This window comes from Flavobacterium aquaticum (assembly GCF_003259835.1).
Taxonomy (GTDB): Bacteria; Bacteroidota; Bacteroidia; order Flavobacteriales; family Flavobacteriaceae; genus Flavobacterium; species Flavobacterium aquaticum.
The window spans coordinates 244,399-264,646 of record NZ_QLMI01000004.1 but is presented as its reverse complement, the minus strand read 5'-3'; the positions used below and the strand labels follow the sequence as shown (position 1 = coordinate 264,646).

Here is a 20,248-nt window from a genome sequence, read left to right as displayed (position 1 = left end):
ATGGAAGAGAAAATTTGGCTTTCTTCTCCTCACATGGGAGGAACGGAACAAAAATATGTGCAAGAGGCTTTTGATAGCAATTGGGTAGCGCCTTTAGGACCCAATGTAACTGGTTTTGAAAATGATTTGGTTCATTTCTTGGGCAACAATGTTCAAGTTGCCGCTTTGAGTTCAGGAACTGCTGCTTTGCATTTAGGTCTTATTTTGTTAGGAGTAAAAGCAGGTGATGAGGTGATTTGTCAATCGATGACTTTTTCTGCTTCTGCCAATCCAATAGTTTATCTGGGTGCTACTCCTATTTTTGTAGATAGCGAATTGGATACTTGGAATATATGTCCAATTGCATTAGAAGAAGCTATTCAAGATAGAATCGCAAAAGGGAAGAAGCCAAAAGCAATTATTCCTGTTCATTTGTATGGAATGCCAGCCAAAATGGATGAAATACTAGCCATTGCGAATCGCTATGAAATTCCTGTTTTAGAAGATAGTGCCGAAGCGTTAGGTAGTTCATACAAAGGACAAAAGTGTGGCACGTTTGGTACGATGGCAGCTTTATCGTTTAATGGAAATAAAATTATAACTACTTCTGGAGGCGGTGCTTTGGTAACAAAGTCGAGTGCTTTAAAAGATAAGACCATATTTTTAGCCACTCAAGCAAGAGATGCAGCTCCACATTATCAACATAGTGAAATTGGTTATAACTATCGATTAAGTAATATTGCTGCCGGAATTGGTCGTGGTCAAATGGAAGTTCTGGAACATCATGTGGCTTTGAGAAGAAAATGGAATCAACGTTATCAAGATTTTTTTAAAGCAATTTCAAGTGTAATTGTTTTTAAAGAACCAACTGCTGATTTTATTTCTAATCATTGGTTAACGGCTATTCTGTTAAATTCTTTTGAAGAAAGAGAAGCCTTACGATTAAAGTTTGAATCTCAAAATATAGAAACACGCCCTTTATGGAAGCCTATGCATTTACAACCTGTTTTTGCATCTTATCCATATTATGGTCGTTCGGTTGCAGCCGATTTATTTGAGAAAGGATTGTGCTTGCCTTCAGGGTCTAACTTGTCTGATAATCAATGGAAAAGAATAATTTTGGTTCTTGAAGATTTTTTTAAAAAGCAAAAAGAAAATGCATAAACGATTCTAACTTTAATAAGTTGTTGTATTTTTGTAGCTCCCCAATCTGTTAAACAATTTTTAAGTGTCAAATAATCAGAATAATTCTTCAAAAAAATCGGTTATTCAAAACATAGCCAAAGATTTTTTTGAAAATCGATTTAGTAATTTAGCCTATTTACCAAGATGGGTTATCTTTTGTATTGATATTATTATTGTTTTATTTGCTAGCTTGGTTACCTATTTTATTGTAACTAATTTAACATATAAGTACTTTGATACTTATTCGGTTTCTATTCGTTATGTAATTACCATTTTTACTTACGCCTTTTTTTTCTTCGCTTTTAGAACCTATGCAGGAATTATAAGACATTCTAGTTTTATTGATGGTATGCGATTATTATTGGCTACTTCATTTGCTTTTTTCTCATTAGTAGTTTTAAATTATACCCATTATTTTATTCATGGTACTAAGATTTTCTTGCTGCCCGAATTATTTATTCACAGTGTAATTTCGTTTGTACTTTTATTTCTTTTCCGAATAGTGGTCAAGTTTTTATTTGAAACCTATATCGAATTAGAAAATATAGATAAAATTAAAAAAATTGTAGTTTTTGGAGTAGATGCCAATGCCTTTGCTTTAGCTAAAGCTTTACATTCTGAACAACCAAAGCGATTCAAAGTAGTTGCTTTTATCGAAAAAACATCGGCAAATAAGACCAAACAAGTTCTAGGTTTGCCAATTGTAGGTTTTAAAGGTAATGCGGCTGTTATCATTAGAAAGTTTAATGCTTCGGGAATTATTTTAAGTGATTCTTCTTTAACTAAAAGTGAGCAGTTGAAAATTGTTGATGATTGTTTAGAACACCAATATCAAGTACTATCAACTCAAACGGTAAAAAATTGGGAAGATCAAAAAAATATCACTAAAAGCATTAGGCAATTTGATATTAAAGATTTGTTAGAGCGTCAACCTATTGAGCTTCACAATCAAATTATTTCGGGGCAAATTAGCGGAAAAACCATTATGGTTACAGGTGCAGCAGGTTCTATTGGAAGTGAAATTGTACAACAAGTTTTAGATTTTAAACCATCAAAATTAGTTGTTGTTGATCAAGCAGAAACGCCTTTGCATCAATTAGGATTGTTGATTGAACCTATAATAAAAAATATTCCCTATTTGTCTTTTGTTGCTGATATAAAAGACGCTTTTATGATGGAGCAAATCATAGGAACACATCAACCTGATGTTATTTATCATGCAGCTGCTTATAAACATGTGCCGTTGATGGAATTAAATCCGTATCAGGCGGTTTTAACTAACGTTTATGGAACCAAAATCATTGCCGATTTAGCTCTAAAATACAAAGTGTCTTCTTTTGTGATGGTTTCCACTGATAAAGCCGTGAACCCAAGTAATGTAATGGGAGCTAGTAAGAGAATAGCAGAAATGTACGTGCAGTCTTTGTCGATGAATGCGCAAGCAAAGCAGTTAGAATCAACTAAGTTTATTACTACTCGTTTTGGAAATGTACTAGGTTCTAATGGTTCTGTTGTTCCGTTGTTTACTAAGCAAATTCAAGAAGGAGGTCCAATAACCATAACGCATCCGGATATTATTCGTTATTTTATGACTATCCCTGAAGCTTGTCAATTAGTGTTAGAAGCAGGTTCTATGGGTAACGGAGGTGAAATTTATATTTTTGATATGGGTGAACCTGTTCGAATAATTGATTTGGCTTATAAAATGATTCGTTTAGCCGGATTTACTCCAGAAGAAGATATTAAAATTGAAGTAGTAGGCTTACGACCAGGTGAAAAATTATATGAAGAATTGTTGAATGATGTAGCTAAAACACTACCAACTCACCACGAAAAAATTATGATAGCACAAGAAGTAAGTGTTGCTAATTTTGATGATTTTCTTAATCAATTACAACGATTAGTTCAAAGTGCTAAAGAAATGAAATCTGAGGAAACCGTTGTGCTAATGAAGAAAATTGTGCCTGAATTTAAGAGTAAAAATTCTGAATTTGAGCGTCTTGACCACTAATTTCTTTGCTTATTAGTAAAGTCCCTTATATTTGCATAAAATTTAGATTATGAAATTTGTAAAAATCACTCTTTTATCGCTGTTATTCGTTTTGTTTTTAACCACTTCTTGTGCTTCAAGAAAAGAATTGGTGTATTTACAAGGCGCTTCTAATGCAAAAGAGTTGGTTTCTTATGAGCCTGTTTTGCAACCTGATGATGTAGTAATGATTGTAGTTTCATCTGAGAATCCAGAAGTTGCAGCGCCTTATAATTTGAAAGCTATAACGGTTCAAGGTGATTCAGAGAATACAATTGGAACACAAAGAATGCAAACCTATATTTTGGATAAGGAAGGAAAAATTGAATTTCCATTATTAGGTTCTATTGCTCTTGGCGGATTAACAAAAACGCAAGCAGTAGTTAAATTAAAAGAGCTATTAAAAGATCATGTTAGTGATGCGGTAATCAATTTCAGAATTTTAAATTTTAAAGTAACGGTTTTAGGAGAAGTTCAAAAACCTGGAACTTATTCGGTTGCTAGTGAAAGAATTACATTGCTAGAAGCTATTGGAATGTCTGGAGATTTAACCATTTACGGAAATAGAACCAATGTTTTATTAATTCGTGAAAAGAATGGAACCAAAACTATGGAACGAATCGATTTAACAAAATCCGATTTTTTGAATTCTTCAGCGTATTATTTATCTCAAAACGATGTGGTTTATATTGAACCTAATAAAACTAGAATCAATTCTTCAGCTATCGGACCTAATTTAACTGTAGGAATTTCAGCCCTTTCTTTGATTGTTACCATTATAGCTTTAACCGTAAAATAAGATGCAAAAACGCGAATTAAATACTCCAACTTTATCCAGCAATTTTAACTTAAAAGAAGAAATTGAAAACTATATTTCGCATTGGAAATGGTTTGTTGTAGGTGTATTTGTTTGTTTTACAGTTGCTTATTTATATTTGCGCTACACAATTCCACAATACAAAGCTACCTCGACTATTTTAGTGAAAGATGATCGAAAAGGAAGTATGGCTTCTGAATTATCTGCTTTTTCAGATTTGGGATTGCTCTCGGGTGTAAAAAGTAATGTTGATAATGAAATTGAAGTAATCAAATCGAGAACTTTAATTGCCTCTACGATTAAAGATTTAGAACTTACTACCGCTTATTTGAATTTAGGAAGAGTAAAATCGGAAGAACTTTATAAAGGAAGTCCCATCCAAATTTTCTTTTCAAAAGCAAATGAAACTTTTTTAAATACATTTCATAATTTCCGAATTTCTTCTGCAGATGCTAACCGATTTGATTTTTATGATGCTTCTGGGGTTAAAATAGGAACCTTTTCGTATGGAACCAAGTTTAAAATTGATGCAGTTGAAGCTATCGTAATGAAATCTGGCGCTGATTTATGGAAAGAGGAGTTTAATATTGCTATTCAAGTTTATCCAATAAAATCATTAGTTGAAAGTTTTAAATCGAGATTAACAGTGAGTTCGTTTGGAAAAAATACTAGTGTTATCGAATTAACCCTTGTTGATCCTGTTCGACCTAAAGCAGAAGATTTTTTAAATACTTTGGTAAAAAACTATAACCAAGATGCTATTTCAGACAAAAAATATATTGCTGAAAACACCTCAAAATTTATAGAACAAAGACTAAGTATAATCAGTGATGAATTAAAAGGCGTTGAAGCTGATGTGGAGTCGTTTAAAAAAGATAATAAAGTAACAGATATTGTTTCAGAAGCTGGATTATTTTTAGAAAATGCTACCGAGTTTGAAAAGAAAGAAATTGAAACCGAAACGCAATTAAAAGTTGTAAGTAGTATTTTAGATTACTTAAATTCGAATACTTCTTCAGAATTGATTCCTGCTAATGTTTTACCAGCAGAGGAAGGTGCAAGTGCTTCCATCTCGCAATACAATCAATTGGTTTTAGAGCGCAATAAATTATTGAAAACCGCTGGACCAAAAAACAGTTTGGTACTAAATTTAGAAGCTAAAATAAGCACATTGAAAAGTAGTGTTGCTTCTAGTTTACTTCAGTTGCAAAGCAATTTAAAAATTAAGAAGAAAGATATTGCACGTCAAAATGCTATTTTAGGCGGAAAAATAGCTCAAATCCCAACTCAAGAAAAGATTTTTAGAGATATCGATAGAAAGCAAAATATCAAAGAAGCTTTGTATTTATACTTGCTGCAAAAAAGAGAAGAAACTCAAATTTCTCTTGCTGTAACAGCACCCAATGCTAAAGTAATTGATGCAGCAATTGCTTCAAAAAACCCGGTTTCACCTAATCGTCAAGTTATTTATTTGGGAAGTTTGTTTTTGGGATTGTTAATTCCTTTTGCAATTCTTTACATCAGAAGATTATTAGATACAAAAGTTAAATCGCGATTGGATATTGAGCAAGCTACCACGATGCCTTTTATTGGAGATGTTCCAAAATCGGTTTCAAATGAAGCTATCATTTCAAGCAGCAGCAGAACAAGTACGGCAGAAGCACTTCGAATTGTACGAACAAATTTAGAGTTCTTACTTAATGAAGTTCCAGAAGGAGTTGCTAAGACTATTTTCTTAACATCAACATTTCCAAAAGAAGGAAAAACTTTTATTTCGGTTAACTTGGCTTCCACTATTGCCTTGTCTGATAAGAAAGTTTTGTTATTAGGATTGGATATCAGAAACCCTAAATTAGAAGAATATTTGGATGTTCCTAAAGTAGGTGTTACTAATTATTTAGCTTCTAAAGATCATAAAAACAGTGCTGATTTTTTAACAAAAGTGGAAGGTTTTTCTAACTTTTATGTTATGCCTGCAGGTGTGATTCCTCCAAATCCTGCCGAATTGCTTATGGGTAAAAAAGTAGGTGAATTGTTTGAAAAATTAAAGCAAGAGTTTGATTACATCATCGTAGATACTGCACCAGTAAGTTTAGTAACCGATACTTTATTGATATCAAAATATGCAGATGCTTTTGTATATGTTACCAGAGCAAATTACTTAGACAAACGAATGTTGACTTTGCCAGAAAAATTATATCAAGAAAAGAAACTGCCTAATATGTCAATCTTAATTAATGATACCGATTCTACAAAAGGGTACGGATATGGCTACGGATATGGATATGGCTACGGAGTTGAGGTTGAAAAAAAATCTTTTTGGAAACGTTTTTTTAAATAGTTTCGGCTTTGTAGCACAAAGTCTCACTAAGTTTTACACAGAGTTAAACCGAGTTTTTTTGAAGTAGATGCTGTTGAATAGAGCTACACCGAAGCGTTTTGCTTTTTGGAGAAGCAAAAGAGATTTTTAAAACTATTGTAAGCATTGTCTGTTCCTGGTGGTTAACAAATCTATGTCAGCTATGTCAAGTGTAACGTCCGAAGCTTCGGACTAAATCAACGCAAAGTAAAACTATTGTGTCTATGTGTTTTAGAAAAAAAATAGATGCTACTTAATAGTGTTGAACTTGCCTGATATGTTTATTTAAAAAACATATTTTTAATCATGGTTTCCTCTAAGGTTTTGTGATTTTTAATGATCACCTTATTTTGAAAAGCCGCTACGTGATTTTTATGATGAATGTCAGAACCCACAAAATCATACAAGTTTTCTTTTAAAAGATAATCGGCTGTCTCGGCAACATTTTTTCCATAATAGCCTACGGTAGCTAACAAATTTAACTGAAATAAACACCCCGCTTTTTTTAGTTTTGTAAATTCTTTTTTATTGGAATGAAAGTAATTGTAACGCTCTGGATGTGCTAAAACTAATTGGTAGCCTTTAAGTTGCAACTCAAAAAGAAAATCATATAACTGAATGGGTGCATTCAAATACGACATTTCAATTAGAATAAAATTATCTTTTAGTGTTAGCAGACTTTCTTGTTGTGCTAATTGTATTAAATTTTCATCTAAAAAATATTCTGAAGCACAATTAAGAGTTACTTTTTTAGAAAGTTCAGGTAATTCATCTTGAACTAAATAATGCACATTTTTTATAGTTTCAGTTGTATTATCCCATACGTTTTTCATAGTATGAGGCGTAGTAATCACTTTTGAAAAACCAAAATCAATCATCGATTCTAATAAAAATTTAGAGTCTTTAATTTTTTGTGCGCCATCGTCTATTCCTGGTAAAACATGAGAATGAATATCTACATATCCTGAAGGAATTAATTCGGCTAATTTAGGTTTAGATTTGAAAAGCGATAACATGATTTGGAATTTGCTGCAAAATTAAACTATTTGTATTAATATTTGATTATCAATTGGCTATTATCCATTCAATAAGTTTGTATCATAACCAAAATAGTTTAATTTTGAAACGTTAATAAAGAAAGTACATTACTACATGAATAAAACTGAATTTTCAGAAGAAGAATGGTTGTTTGAGATTGCTCCAAAGGACAAATTTTTCTCATTAAATCTTAAAGAAGTTTGGCGTTATCGAGATTTACTTATGTTGTTTGTAAAGCGCGACGTTGTAACGGTTTATAAGCAAACCATTTTAGGACCATTGTGGTATTTGATTCAGCCTTTATTTACTTCTGTTATTTTTACGATTATTTTTAATAATGTAGCCGGAATTAAAACGGGAGAAACACCTGCTTTCTTATTTAATTTAGGTGGTGTTATGGTGTGGAATTATTTTACTTCTTGTTTAAATGATACCTCTGATACTTTTAAGAAAAACGCTTCAATATTTGGAAAAGTATACTTTCCAAGACTTATTGTTCCATTATCAATTGTGATGTCTAATTTGGTGAAATTTGGTATTCAGTTTTTAATTTTTATTGCCTTTTATATCTATTACTTTATGATTGGTAAAGTAACATTCCAATTCACAACAGCAACTTTGTTTTTCCCAATATTAGTAGCTATAATGGGAATTCTTGGTTTAGGATTAGGAATGATAATTTCTTCATTGGTTACAAAATATCGCGATTTGAGTTTTTTGGTCGGATTTGGAGTTCAGCTTTTAATGTACGTGTCTGCCGTTATGTATCCAATGGTGTTGTTAAAAGAAAAGTTACCCACTTTTGGATGGTTAATAGAATACAATCCATTAGCTTATGTGATAGAAACAGCACGTTATATGTTGTTAAACGAAGGAAGTATTTCTGTTTCAGGATTACTTTATACTGTTGTGGTAACAATCGTTGTGTTTTTTGTAGGATTATTGATTTTTAATAAAACAGAAAAGAGTTTTATTGATACAGTTTAGAGTGAGGAGTGAGAGGTGAAAAGTGAGGAGTTAAATTTAGGAAATAATAAAGAATAGTAATTTGTAAATGAAAAGATGAATCACAAGGATTTAGATGTTTGGAAAAAAAGCATGGATTTGGTTGAAGCCATTTATGCTTTATCTAAGTTTTTTCCTGATGATGAAAAGTTTGGACTTACAAATCAGATTAGAAGAGCATCGGTTTCTGTTCCTTCAAATATTTCTGAAGGTGCTGCAAGCAAAAGCGATAAAGAGTTCATACAATTTCTTTATATTGCTTTAGGATCATTGTCAGAATTAGAAACACAATACTTGATAGCTGTTCGTTTAAAATACATAATTGAGAATAAAGAAATTGAAAATAAAATTAATGAAGTAAAGAAAATGATAGTTGGATTACGAAATTATTTGTTGAAAAAGTAATTTTTACAATTCACTTCTCACCATTCACTTCTCACTATTTTTAGAATGAAAGATATCATATTAAAAGCCGAAAACATTTCTAAACAATACCGTTTAGGAACTGTGGGTACAGGAACATTGAGTCATGATTTGAATCGATGGTGGCATGCTATTCGTGGAAAAGAAGATCCTTATTTGAAAGTGGGAGAAACCAATGATAGAAGTTCAAAAGGGAATAGTGACTATGTTTGGGCATTACAAGATATTAATTTTGAGGTAAATAGAGGAGAGGTTTTAGGTATCATTGGAAAAAATGGAGCTGGGAAATCAACTTTATTAAAAATCTTATCAAAAGTTACTGCACCAACAACTGGAGTAATTAAATCAAGAGGAAGAATTGCTTCTTTATTAGAAGTAGGAACCGGTTTTAATCCGGAGTTAACAGGTAGAGAAAACATCTATTTGAATGGTGCTATTTTAGGAATGACTAAAAAAGAAATCACGTCAAAATTAGATGAAATCATTGCTTTTAGCGGTTGCGAACGTTATATTGATACGCCAACAAAACGCTACAGTAGTGGAATGACCGTTCGTTTGGCTTTTGCTGTAGCGGCTTTTTTAGAACCTGAAATTTTAGTTGTCGACGAAGTGTTAGCAGTTGGTGATGCCGAATTTCAAAAGAAAGCAATTGGTAAAATGCAAGACATTTCTAAAAGCGAAGGTAGAACTGTTTTGTTTGTGAGTCATAATATGGCAGCGGTTAGAAGTTTGTGTACCAAAGGAATGTTGATTGAGAATGGAAAAACTGTTTTCTTTGGTGATATAGATGAAACTATCGATTTGTATTTGAAAAGTAGCATATTTTCATTTAATAGTAATAATTACATTGAGTTTGAAGAAAAAGAAGCTCCAATTCAAATTTCTAAGTTTGAAGTTAGTTCTTTGAATTTAAAAGGAGAGCGTTCAAATTCAAGTGGTGTTTTAATGGGAAATATTTTAGAGTTTTCCATTTTTGTGTTAGCAAAACAAATGTATAATAATCTAAAGGCAAGTATTATTATTTCTACTGCCAGTGGTACAAGAATTGCAGCTATACGATCACATGAAATAACGGATTTTGTTTTTGATTCAAAAGGAGATTTTGTTTTTAAAGCAACTGCTTCAGATTTAAAATTAATGCCGGGTGATTACGTAGTTACAATTGCTTTGGCAGAAAATAATACTACTATTGATATAAAAGAAGAATGTTTAGGTTTTACAGTAGTGCCTAATGATGTTTATGGAACAGGAAGAATTCCAAAAGGGAATTTATATGTTTATTCTGATGCAAAATGGGAATTAAATCAAAAATAAAACGTTGGTTTTCAAAAAAGTTGAAAAATGTATTGGAATACGAAAAACTTCCAGTGCTAATTCTGCCTACAAAAAATATTGAAGTTGGTAAAGAATCTTTTCACAATGGAAATTTTGAAATAAGAGGTTCAGGTAAAGTTAAAATTGGTTCATTTTGCGCATTAGGTAGGGATATAAAATTTATTACATCTAATCACGATTACAATTTTGCAGTGATGCAATATGGTTTTTACAAAAAATATTTTCAAGAAAAACCAAAAAACGCTAATCTTCAAACAAACAAACTTTCAATAGAAATAGGAAGTGATGTTTGGATTGGAGATAATGTGAGTGTTTTGCCAAATATTAAAATTGGTCATGGAGCTATAATTGGAACTGGAAGCGTAGTAACAAAAGATGTTGAACCTTACACCATTGTAGGAGGAGTTCCGGCTAAGTTTATAAAAGATAGATTCGCAGAAACTTCAAAAAAAATACTTCTAACTTCAGAATGGTGGAACTGGGATGATGAAAAAATAAGAGCAAATAAAGATTTCTTCTTTAAAAATTATAATGCTAATGAATAAAATTCATGTTTATTGGTGGGCACTCAAAGCGCAAGGAGAGATTGATAATTACGGAGATATTTTAGCTCCTTTTTTAGCAGAAAAATTATCTGGAAAAAAAGTAGTTAAGGTTTCTCATCCTATGCAACGCTGGTATAAATGGTTTATTAAGCATTATGTAACCGTAGGAAGTATTATTTGTGCTGCTAGTAAAAATTCAATTGTTTGGGGAAGCGGTATTATTAAAAAAAATGAAAATGTTAGAGCTGCTAAATTCGTAGCTGTTCGAGGACCAAGAACTAGAAAGCGTTTATTAGAATTGGGTTATCAAGTCCCAGAAGTATATGGCGATCCTGCTCTTTTATTGCCTAAATTCATCTCAAATGTAGCAGAGAAAAAGTATGCATTAGGAATTATTCCGCATTATGTTGATTATGATGCTATTGTTGCTCGATTTAAAGATGATACAACAATAAAAGTAATTAATTTAATGACTAATGATGTTGTGAAAACAACTCAAGAAATACTAGAATGTAAACAAATTATTTCTTCTTCTTTACATGGTGTAATTGTATCTCATGCTTATGAAATTCCAGCTTTATGGGTTAAGTTTTCTAATAAATTAGCGGGAGATAATGTAAAGTTTTATGATTATTTTGAGTCATTAAATATCACGTATTCTAAAGAATTTTACATCAATCCTTCTGAAAGTTCGATTGCTGATTTTGAAAAACTATTAAGTGAAAATACTTCAATATTATTACCATCAAAAGATAAGCTAATACAAACACAAGAAGCTTTATTTGCTTCGTGTCCGTTTAAGAAATGAGAAAAGGCGCAAATATTTCAAAGGATGTATTATTAAATCCGAGTGTTTCATCACATCGGGTAATAATTCCTTTGTATATTCCAAAAGAAGAAGACTATTACAAAGAAGCCTATCAAATATTTGAATATTGTTTGTTTTCGGTTATTAAAACTAGTGCAACTCAATTAAAAATATCTGTAATTAGTAATAACTCATGTGATTCGGTAAACGATAAACTTTACGAATTACAAAAAAAAGGTTTTATCGATGAGTTAATTATTGAAAAAGAAGCCGTCGGAAAAATTAATAGTATTTTAAAAGCACTTCGAACTGCTGAAGAACGCTTAATAACCATAACCGACGCCGATGTTTTGTTTTGTAATGGTTGGGAAGAAGCCGTTTCGGAAGTTTTTGAAGCTTTTCCAAAAGCCGGAGCCGTTTCTCCTGTACCCGTTTTTAGAAAGCATTTTCATTTAACTGCCAATATTTGGATTCGAAATCTTTTTTCAAAACGTCTTTTTTTTAAACCTGTAAAAAACGTTGCTGCATTAACTCGATTTGCTAATAGTATTGGTTGGCCTTGGCTTGATGATAAATGGAAAGATGCAATAGGAACACTAACCTCAAAAAACGGAACTGTTGCTGTTTTAGGTTGTCCTCATTTTGTGGCAACTTATAAAAGAGAAGTTTTTCAAGAATTGCCAAAAGAGAACAGCAAATTTAAATTAGGTGGTGATAGCGAATATTTATATACAGATGAACCTGTTTTAAAAATGGGAGGCTATCGATTATCAACATACGATAATTATGCGTATCATTTAGGAAATCAAATAGAACCTTGGATGAATGAAGTATATAATTCGGTTTTAGAGGTTCCAAAAAAAGAAAGTACTTATTCGAAATTTGCTGTTTTAAAAAGAAATCGATTAGAATATTTGTTTTCGGAATATCTATTTAAAAAAATATTGTACTTTAAACCTATAAAAAGAATGCTTTTAAAAAGCAAAGGTTTAACGTCAACACAAATAAACAATTTTACCTCTTGATTACCTTAGTTTTAACCAATAGAAATCGCGATATTCGAATCATTAAAAATTGTTTGGATTCTCTTCAAAACCAATCAGATATTGATTTTGAATGGTTTCTGGTTGATTATGGTTCAAACGAAACGTATTTGAACGAACTAAATGCATTGGTTCTTAAGTATCCTCAAATTCAATTTATTTCTTGTCCTACTTCGGGTCAGTTGTGGAGCAAATGTCGTTCAATTAATATTGCGCTTCAAAAAGCTACCCAACCTTATTTTGTGGTAGGTGATATCGATTTGATTTTTCATCCCAACTATATTCAAACTTTGAAAAGTGTTGCAAATCCTACTATCGTACATTATTTTCAATACGGATTTTTAAGTGAGACAGAATCGGTTAAAAAACAAAGTTTCGAAGATTTTAAAGTTGATTTCAAAGGCGGTAAAGATGTAACGGGAAATACGATGTTCCCAACAGCAAGTTTAAAAAGCGTCAATGGTTTTGATGAGTTTTATCAAGGTTGGGGAGCAGAAGATACCGATGCGCATATTCGAATGCAAAATTTAGGATTACAAGTTGTGTTTTATGAAGAACAAATTTTGGTAAAACATCAATGGCATCCAAAAGCGTATCGCAGTAAAAAAAGCACGCATCCTTATCATTCACAGCTAGAGCGAATCAATCATGCTTACATGATTCAAACGCAAAACAATAAACGTACGGTAGTTAATCAGTATCAAAATTGGGGACAATTAACTCATGATGCTGATTATCAAAAATTGCAATTTCCTGAAAAGAAAATAATTATTTCCTCTTCTTCACTTCAAGTGAATGCTCTATTAGCGCAATTGAAAAATTTCAAAAATGAAGTAATTCAAGTTGAAATTCATGACCTTTCTAAAGCAGAGAAAAATAAAAATCGTATTAAACGAATTCTAGGAAAAAAAGCACTTCCTTTTTATGAAATGGAAAATGTAAACAATCTGGTTTTAGAAGAAATTATAAAAAATTATCGTAATTGCCCTTATCACTATTCATTTAATAGACAAACGAATACAATTGTTTTAGTTATAAATTTTGTAGCATGAAAATTTTAATGGTTTCCATACCTACTTTGCATTTCTTTCGTTGGGCCAATCAACTACAAGATGCCGGACACGAAGTGTATTGGTTTGATATTACAGGAATGAGCCAGCCGGTTTCAAAAATTTCATGGATAAAACAAAAAGTAGATTGGAAATTAAAATGGGATTATCCAGGACGCCTATTGGTTAAAAATAAGTTTCCGAAATTATATAAATTCATTCAGCAATTTAACGAAAAAGACACAGCTAAAACTTTTGAAAATTATTTGAATGAAATTCAGCCCGATGTAGTACACAGCTTTGCTTTGTACTTGTCTTGTTCTCCAATAATTGAAGTGATGGAGAAAAATCCAACTCAAAAATGGATTTATTCTTCTTGGGGAAGCGATTTGTTTTATTTTCAAAACGAACCTGCTTACTTAAAAGATATTAAACGTGTTTTACCACGAATTAATTATTTGTTCACCGATTGCAAGCGCGATTATGAAATAGCAAAACAATACGGATTTATAGGTGAATTCTTAGGTGTATTTCCTGGTGGAGGTGGTTTTGAGTTAAACGAAATGGAAACTTACAAATTGCCTGTTTCGCAACGAAAAACCATTCTGATAAAAGGTTTTCAAGGTCGTTCTGGAAGAGCGATTCCGGTTCTAAAAGCGATAGCAACTTTAAAAGAAGAATTACTTAATTATGAAATTGTAGTTTTTGGATCTGATCCTCAAACTTTTGAATATGTAACCAATTCGGAATTAAAAAAGTGGAAGAATTTCAAGATTTTAGGAAAAATTCCACACGAAGAAGTCCTAAAATTAATGGGAAAATCCTTAATCTACATAGGAAATAGTAATTCAGACGGAATGCCAAATACCATGTTAGAAGCCATTTTTATGGGAGCTTTTCCAATTCAATCTAATCCAGGTGGCGCAACGGCTGAGTTAATTCAAAACGGAGTCAATGGCTTGTTGATTGAAGATTGTGAAGACGTAGAAAAAATAAAAGAAATTGTAATTCACGCTGTCAATAATTGTAATTTTGAAAAAGCTGAAAGTTTAAATCAAGTAGAAATTGTTCCAAAGTTACACTACCTAAAAGTTAAAAATGAAGTGATTTCTATCTATAAAAAATTAAATTAAAATGAAAAAAGTAGCCATAATTCCATTACGTAAAGGTTCTAAAGGAATTCCAGGAAAAAATAAGAAAAAAATGTTAGGTCGTCCTTTGTTTTCTTGGGTTTTAGGTGCCGCTATTTTTTCTGATTTAGACGAAGTTTATGTGTTTACAGATGATGAGGAAATTTTGACTTTTATTTCTAAAGAATATCATTGGACTTCAAAAGTAAAAGGGTTACTTCGCAATGATGAAAACGCAAATGATACCGCATCTACAGAAAGTGCAATGCTAGAGTTTGCCGAAAAAATCAATCACGATTTTGATGTTTTGTGTCTGTTGCAAGCTACGTCGCCTTTAACTACATCACAAGATATTAATAATGCTTTATATCAAATAGGTAAAGAAGGAAAAACTGCAGCATTAAGTGTTGTAAAAACACATCGTTTTACTTGGAATGCTGACGGAACATCTCAAAATTACGATGTTTTTAACCGACCAAGAAGACAAGATTTTGCAGGTTTACTTATGGAAAATGGTGCAGTTTATGCCACAACAAAAGACGCTTTCATTAAAAGTAAAAACAGGGTAAGTGAAACCATAGGTTTGGTTGAAATGCCTGAAGAAACTTTAATGGAAATTGATAGCCTTTCTGATTGGACTATCATAGAAAGTTTACTGGCAGAACGTCAAAAATCTTTTAAGAAACAAGAACGAATCAATTATTTAGTATTGGATGTCGATGGCGTTTTTACAGATGGATGTGTCTATTATGGTGCAGAAGGCGAGTTGATGAAAAAGTTTGATATGCGTGACGGTATGGGATTAGAAATTCTAAGACAAAATAACGTTGAAGTTGTAGTTATTACATCAGAAAACTCTGATTTAGTGGCAAAACGCATGCAGAAACTTCAAATCAAACATGCCTTTTTAGGAGTTAAAGATAAATATTCATTCCTTCAAAATTTTATAAACCAACAACAAACTTCATGGCCTAATTTGGCTTATGTAGGTGATGATGTAAATGATTTGGCTAATCTTTGCACAGTAGGTTGGTCATTTGCTCCAGCTAATGCTACATCAGTTGTAAAACAACAAGTAGATTTTACGTTATCTCACAATTCTGCAGATGGTGCCATCAGAGAAGTTTGTGAGTGGGTGATGAAGTATAATACAAGGTTTTAATTTAATACATAATCTCGACTTCGCTCGATTTGACAGATCGGTAGTTCTTTAGAAATTGTTATTCCACTATTGTCACCCTGAGCTGAGTCGAAGGCTGATGAAAACTATTTCGACTCCGCTCGATATGACATTGTCTCGACTGCGCTCGATTTGACAGAGCGGTAGTTCTTTAGAAAATGTATTTCCACCATTGTCACTCTGAGCGAAGTCGAAGTCTTATGGAAATTATTTGGATTCCGAAAAGACGGAATAGGCAATTGCTCGATATAATATAGGAGTAGTTTTTAAGATAATTAATTCCTACTAATTTCATTTATAGCACAATTTTGTCAAGTCGAGCGGAGTCGAGACTTTTTTGTTTAAAGAATAATTTCTATTTTTATATTTATAAATATATACGCCATGAAATTTTATTTTGTTTACATCCTCAAATGTTCTGACAATTCTTATTATGTTGGAATAACTTCAAATTTAGACCGTAGAGTTACGGAACACAATGCTGGTAAATATTCAGATGCATATACTTTTTCAAGACGACCTGTTGAGTTGGTTTGGTATCAGGAATTTTTAGAGCCTAATCAAGCTATATCTTTTGAAAAGAAAATAAAAAAATGGAGTAGAGCTAAGAAAGAAGCTGTGATTAAAGGAGAATGGGATTTGTTGCCAATTTTGGCTGAATGTAAGAATGATACTCATTTTAAGAATAAAGAATCTCGATACTTCGACTAAGCTCAGTACAGGCAAACTCGATTTGACAGATTAGTAGTTCTTAAAGAAAGTGTAATTCCACTATTGTCATTTCGAGCGCAGTCGAGAACTAATGAAAACCATCTCGACTTCGCTCGATTTGACAATGTCTCGACTCCGCTCGATATGACAGAGCGGTAGTTCATTAGAAATTGTAATTCAACTGTTGTTACCCTGAGCGCAGTCGAAGGTTGATGAAAACTATCTCGACTCCGCTCGATATGACAGTCTCGGCTGCGCTCGATTTGACAACCAGTAATCCTTTCTAAACTCAATTAACCAAATAATAATCACTTAACATTGTGATTATTCGATAAAATTATTTTTCTTTGCCTTTCTAATAGAATGAAAATGACAGAATATAAAAAACCTTACGTAATTGCCGAAATTGGTTGTAACCATAAAGGTGAAATGGAAATCGCAAAAGAATTAATCAAAATAGCTAAAATATTTTGTAATGCGGATTCGGTAAAATTTCAGAAGCGTAACAATAAAGAATTATTGACAGAAGATCAATACAATGCACCGCACCCTAATCCTGCGAACTCATACGGAGATACTTATGGTGCACACAGAGAATATTTAGAATTTGATGTAAATCAACACGCGGAATTAAAAGCATATTGTGAGGAAATCGGTATTGTGTATTCAACATCGGTTTGGGACACAACTTCAGCTAAAGAAATTGCGTCTTTAAATCCAGAATACATAAAAATTCCTTCTGCATGTAACAACAACTACGATATGTTAGGTTGGTTATGTGATAACTACAAAGGGGAAATTCACATTTCAACTGGAATGACTACTAAAGGAGAAGCGGATGATTTAGTTAATTTCTTCATTGAAAAAGGTAGAAACAAAGATTTAGTATTGTATAATTGTACTTCTGGATATCCAGTTCCATTTGAAGATGTTTGCTTATTAGATATCAATTTATTGATTGAAAAATACGGCGACAAAGTAAAACATATCGGTTTTTCTGGACATCATTTAGGAATTGCTGTTGACGTTGCTGCTTATACTTTAGGCGCAAATGTTATTGAACGTCATTATACTATCGATAGAACTTGGAAAGGTACTGATCATGCAGCCTCTTTAGAACCAGAAGGATTACGTAAATTATGTCGTGATTTAAAAGCAGTAAGTAAAGCACTTAGCTTTAAAAGTCAAGATATTTTACCAATTGAGCAAGTACAACGCGATAAATTGAAAAATAAAAAAGTATAATTTTTATGCTTAAAAATACCATCCGATTATTTTGGTGGAACGAAAAAATTATCCAAGGCAAATCCAAAGAAAATTATGGGGATGTCTTGGGTAAATTTTTAGTGGAAAAAATTTCGGGTAAAAAAGTGGTTTTTGCTTGGCCTAAAAAGTTTTCTTTTTTAGATTTTTTCTCACCCATTTATGTAACCATTGGAAGCATTTTAGCTAATGTAAATCACAAATGTATCGTTTGGGGAAGTGGTATTATCAATAAGGAAATCAAAATTAAAAATGCTAAATTTTTAGCCGTTCGTGGTCCTCAAACCCGAAAGTATTTAATAGATTTAGGTTATGAAGTGCCAGAAGTTTATGGCGATCCTGCTTTGTTATTACCTCGTTATTTTAATCCAAAAGTAGACAAGAAATATCAATATGGCATTGTTCCGCATTACAACGATTATAAAGTAGTGGAGAAGTGGTTTGAAAACAGACCTGACATCCATTTGATTGATATGATGACCAATGATATCGAATCTAAAACAATCGAATTTTTACAGTGTGAAAAGATTATTTCTTCTTCTTTACATGGTGTAATTATTGCCCATACTTATGGAATTCCGGCCGTGTGGCAAAAATTTTCAGACAAAGTTTTTGGTGATGATATCAAATATCAAGATTATATGGAATCGGTTCAAATTCCATTTTATCATCCTGAAATAAAAACAGAAGCCTACACTAATGATGAAATGAACAACTTATTTGATGAATACGTTTCATTGCCAAATCCTCAAGTGTTAGAAGATTTAAGAAATGGATTAATGCAAGTTTGTCCTTTTAAAAATTGATATGAATAGCATCAGTTCCCAAGACGAAATAAAAAAAATAATTCTTCATATTGAAGAAAAATGGCCAGTTGAAAAATGGGAAATAAATCATATCAAAATATGGCCTTATCTCCGAATTAAACTGTACATTCATCTTTTAATGATGATGAATAAAAAGTTAGAAAAAGAGGAAACAACTTCTGATGTTAAGCAACCCTCTAGTTCAAAAAAAACTATATTTTCTAAGCTATTTCTAATTTTTTCTTCTTTTTTTAAGTTGAATTTTTTCTTCTTCAGTTTAAAAAAGAAATCACATTTATTATTCGGTTCACACATTCATAGGGTAAAGCAAAATGGACTTTATTTTAACCGATTTTATGATTCTTTAGTGGATATTCATCATCTTAAAAATGAGGTTTATAATGTAGAATATCAAAAAGTTTATCCTAATACTTTTAATAAAGAAGCCGTTATTTCTTTAGAACAAGAAGTAAGAAGTTATAAAAATTTATTAAAGTTTAAAGAAAAGTTTACGCCTAAAAACGATAGTATTTCTTTAGAGAGCTATGATGATTTTTATGCTTATTTAAAGCAATTGCCTATTCGATTAGATTTGTTGCGATTCTCTGTTTCAGATTTGAAAAACTGGTCTAGAAGAGTTATTGCTTTGCAGCCTTTCTTTAGAAGATTTTATAAGAAGACTCAACCTAAAACAGTTGTTTTTTTAGGCTTCTATGGCTATGACGATTTGTATGCCGCTCTTTTAACCGCAAATCAAATGGGAATAAAAACGGTTGATTTTCAGCACGGTCCGCAGACAAATATTCACATGGTTTTTTCATCATGGACTAAGTTTCCATTAGAGGGATATGCATTATTACCTAAGGAATTTTGGAATTGGGATGAATTCTCAAAAATGAATATTAAAAAATGGTGTTTTAAAAATCATAGTATTGCAAAAGTCGTAGGACAGCCTTTCGTTAATTATTGGTTGAAAAATAATCATTTTGAAAGAAACGAGAGCAACACTATTATTTACAGTTTGCAAACGTTTCCTTTTGAAATTCAAGATATGTTGACGTCTAAAATTATTCAATTAATTAAGGATTTACCCTATCAATGGATATTGCGATTACATCCTAGAAATTACATTGAAATAGAAGAAATAAAAGCATTTTTAATTCAAAATCAAATTGAAGATAAAACAATCATTCAAAGTTCTATTAATGAAATGCCTTTGCCAAAAGCATTACTTTCCTCAATTGTACATATTACTAATTTTTCGGGTTGTTTAATTGAAGCTCATTTGTTAGGTGTTCCAACTATATTGATTAATAATATTGGCAAAGAAATGTTTTATCAGTATATTGATGATAAATTGGTTTATTATTTTAATCCGGAAGAGGAGCGATTTTTAAATGATGTTGCTTCGTGTATTCACAGTTTGGAAAATTCAAATCAAACAGAATCTATTCAAGAATATCCTAATCCATTTCTAAATACATAGTAATTAAGTTCTTAATTTCTTTTTGGAAATACTATATTTGCCCTCTATTTAATGAAT

18 protein-coding genes are annotated in these 20,248 nt (G+C 31.7%); 17 read left to right on the top strand and 1 reads right to left on the bottom strand.

The features are described 5' to 3' along the window. The 4 genes from B0I03_RS08010 (at window position 1) to B0I03_RS07995 (ending at window position 6,351) form a co-directional block, all read left to right on the top strand. On the top strand, window positions 1-1,143 hold the full coding sequence (locus B0I03_RS08010) for an aminotransferase class I/II-fold pyridoxal phosphate-dependent enzyme (protein WP_111567029.1): 1,143 nt from the start codon (window positions 1-3) through the stop codon (window positions 1,141-1,143). 64 nt (window positions 1,144-1,207) lie between these two features. Continuing rightward, entirely contained in the window at window positions 1,208-3,175 is a 1,968-nt protein-coding gene (locus B0I03_RS08005; protein ID WP_245902973.1) for a polysaccharide biosynthesis protein, read from the top strand. Window positions 3,176-3,224: 49 nt separating this feature from the next. After that, window positions 3,225-3,992: a polysaccharide biosynthesis/export family protein gene (locus B0I03_RS08000; RefSeq protein WP_111566924.1), complete on the top strand. Its 768-nt coding sequence runs from the start codon at window positions 3,225-3,227 to the stop codon at window positions 3,990-3,992. A 1-nt stretch (window position 3,993) separates the two neighbouring features. Next, entirely contained in the window at window positions 3,994-6,351 is a 2,358-nt protein-coding gene (locus B0I03_RS07995; RefSeq protein ID WP_111566923.1) for a GumC family protein, read from the top strand. 299 nt (window positions 6,352-6,650) lie between these two features. Here B0I03_RS07995 and B0I03_RS07990 read toward each other — a convergent pair whose 3' ends face one another. After that, a complete protein-coding gene (locus B0I03_RS07990) occupies window positions 6,651-7,385 on the bottom strand; it encodes a tyrosine-protein phosphatase (RefSeq protein ID WP_111566922.1) in 735 nt (244 codons plus the stop codon). A gap of 136 nt (window positions 7,386-7,521) precedes the next feature. On the opposite strand from B0I03_RS07990, the gene B0I03_RS07985 reads away from it, so the two are divergent. The 13 genes from B0I03_RS07985 to B0I03_RS07925 all read left to right on the top strand — a co-directional run bounded on the left by B0I03_RS07985 (window position 7,522) and on the right by B0I03_RS07925 (window position 20,191). After that, complete coding sequence (locus tag B0I03_RS07985) at window positions 7,522-8,394, top strand: ABC transporter permease (protein WP_111566921.1); 873 nt, start codon at window positions 7,522-7,524, stop codon at window positions 8,392-8,394. Between the two features lie 75 nt (window positions 8,395-8,469). Continuing rightward, window positions 8,470-8,817, top strand: a complete 348-nt coding sequence (locus B0I03_RS07980; protein ID WP_111566920.1) for a four helix bundle protein — start codon at window positions 8,470-8,472, stop codon at window positions 8,815-8,817. A gap of 45 nt (window positions 8,818-8,862) precedes the next feature. Further along, window positions 8,863-10,149, top strand: coding sequence for an ABC transporter ATP-binding protein (locus B0I03_RS07975; RefSeq protein WP_111566919.1), 1,287 nt, complete (start codon window positions 8,863-8,865; stop codon window positions 10,147-10,149). Then, entirely contained in the window at window positions 10,128-10,715 is a 588-nt protein-coding gene (locus B0I03_RS07970) for a CatB-related O-acetyltransferase (protein ID WP_111566918.1), read from the top strand. Before B0I03_RS07975 ends, B0I03_RS07970 begins: the two co-directional genes overlap by 22 nt. Next, entirely contained in the window at window positions 10,708-11,523 is an 816-nt protein-coding gene (locus tag B0I03_RS07965) for a polysaccharide pyruvyl transferase family protein (protein ID WP_220084602.1), read from the top strand. The genes B0I03_RS07970 and B0I03_RS07965 overlap by 8 nt, the downstream gene beginning before the upstream one ends. Beyond that, window positions 11,520-12,548, top strand: a complete 1,029-nt coding sequence (locus B0I03_RS07960; protein ID WP_111566916.1) for a glycosyltransferase family A protein — start codon at window positions 11,520-11,522, stop codon at window positions 12,546-12,548. The genes B0I03_RS07965 and B0I03_RS07960 overlap by 4 nt, the downstream gene beginning before the upstream one ends. Beyond that, window positions 12,545-13,618, top strand: a complete 1,074-nt coding sequence (locus B0I03_RS07955; RefSeq protein ID WP_111566915.1) for a glycosyltransferase family 2 protein — start codon at window positions 12,545-12,547, stop codon at window positions 13,616-13,618. The genes B0I03_RS07960 and B0I03_RS07955 overlap by 4 nt, the downstream gene beginning before the upstream one ends. Beyond that, entirely contained in the window at window positions 13,615-14,748 is a 1,134-nt protein-coding gene (locus tag B0I03_RS07950; protein ID WP_111566914.1) for a glycosyltransferase, read from the top strand. Before B0I03_RS07955 ends, B0I03_RS07950 begins: the two co-directional genes overlap by 4 nt. 1 nt (window position 14,749) lies before the next feature. Next, entirely contained in the window at window positions 14,750-15,907 is a 1,158-nt protein-coding gene (locus B0I03_RS07945) for an acylneuraminate cytidylyltransferase (protein WP_111566913.1), read from the top strand. A gap of 402 nt (window positions 15,908-16,309) precedes the next feature. Further along, a complete protein-coding gene (locus B0I03_RS07940) occupies window positions 16,310-16,636 on the top strand; it encodes a GIY-YIG nuclease family protein (protein ID WP_111566912.1) in 327 nt (108 codons plus the stop codon). 369 nt (window positions 16,637-17,005) lie between these two features. Further along, window positions 17,006-17,881 (top strand): N-acetylneuraminate synthase family protein, encoded by an 876-nt coding sequence (locus B0I03_RS07935; RefSeq protein ID WP_111566911.1) that lies wholly within the window; start codon window positions 17,006-17,008, stop codon window positions 17,879-17,881. 5 nt (window positions 17,882-17,886) lie between these two features. Beyond that, window positions 17,887-18,705 (top strand): polysaccharide pyruvyl transferase family protein, encoded by an 819-nt coding sequence (locus B0I03_RS07930; RefSeq protein ID WP_111566910.1) that lies wholly within the window; start codon window positions 17,887-17,889, stop codon window positions 18,703-18,705. A gap of 1 nt (window position 18,706) precedes the next feature. Continuing rightward, complete coding sequence (locus tag B0I03_RS07925) at window positions 18,707-20,191, top strand: hypothetical protein (RefSeq protein ID WP_111566909.1); 1,485 nt, start codon at window positions 18,707-18,709, stop codon at window positions 20,189-20,191. The last annotated feature ends 57 nt before the right edge of the window (window positions 20,192-20,248 follow it).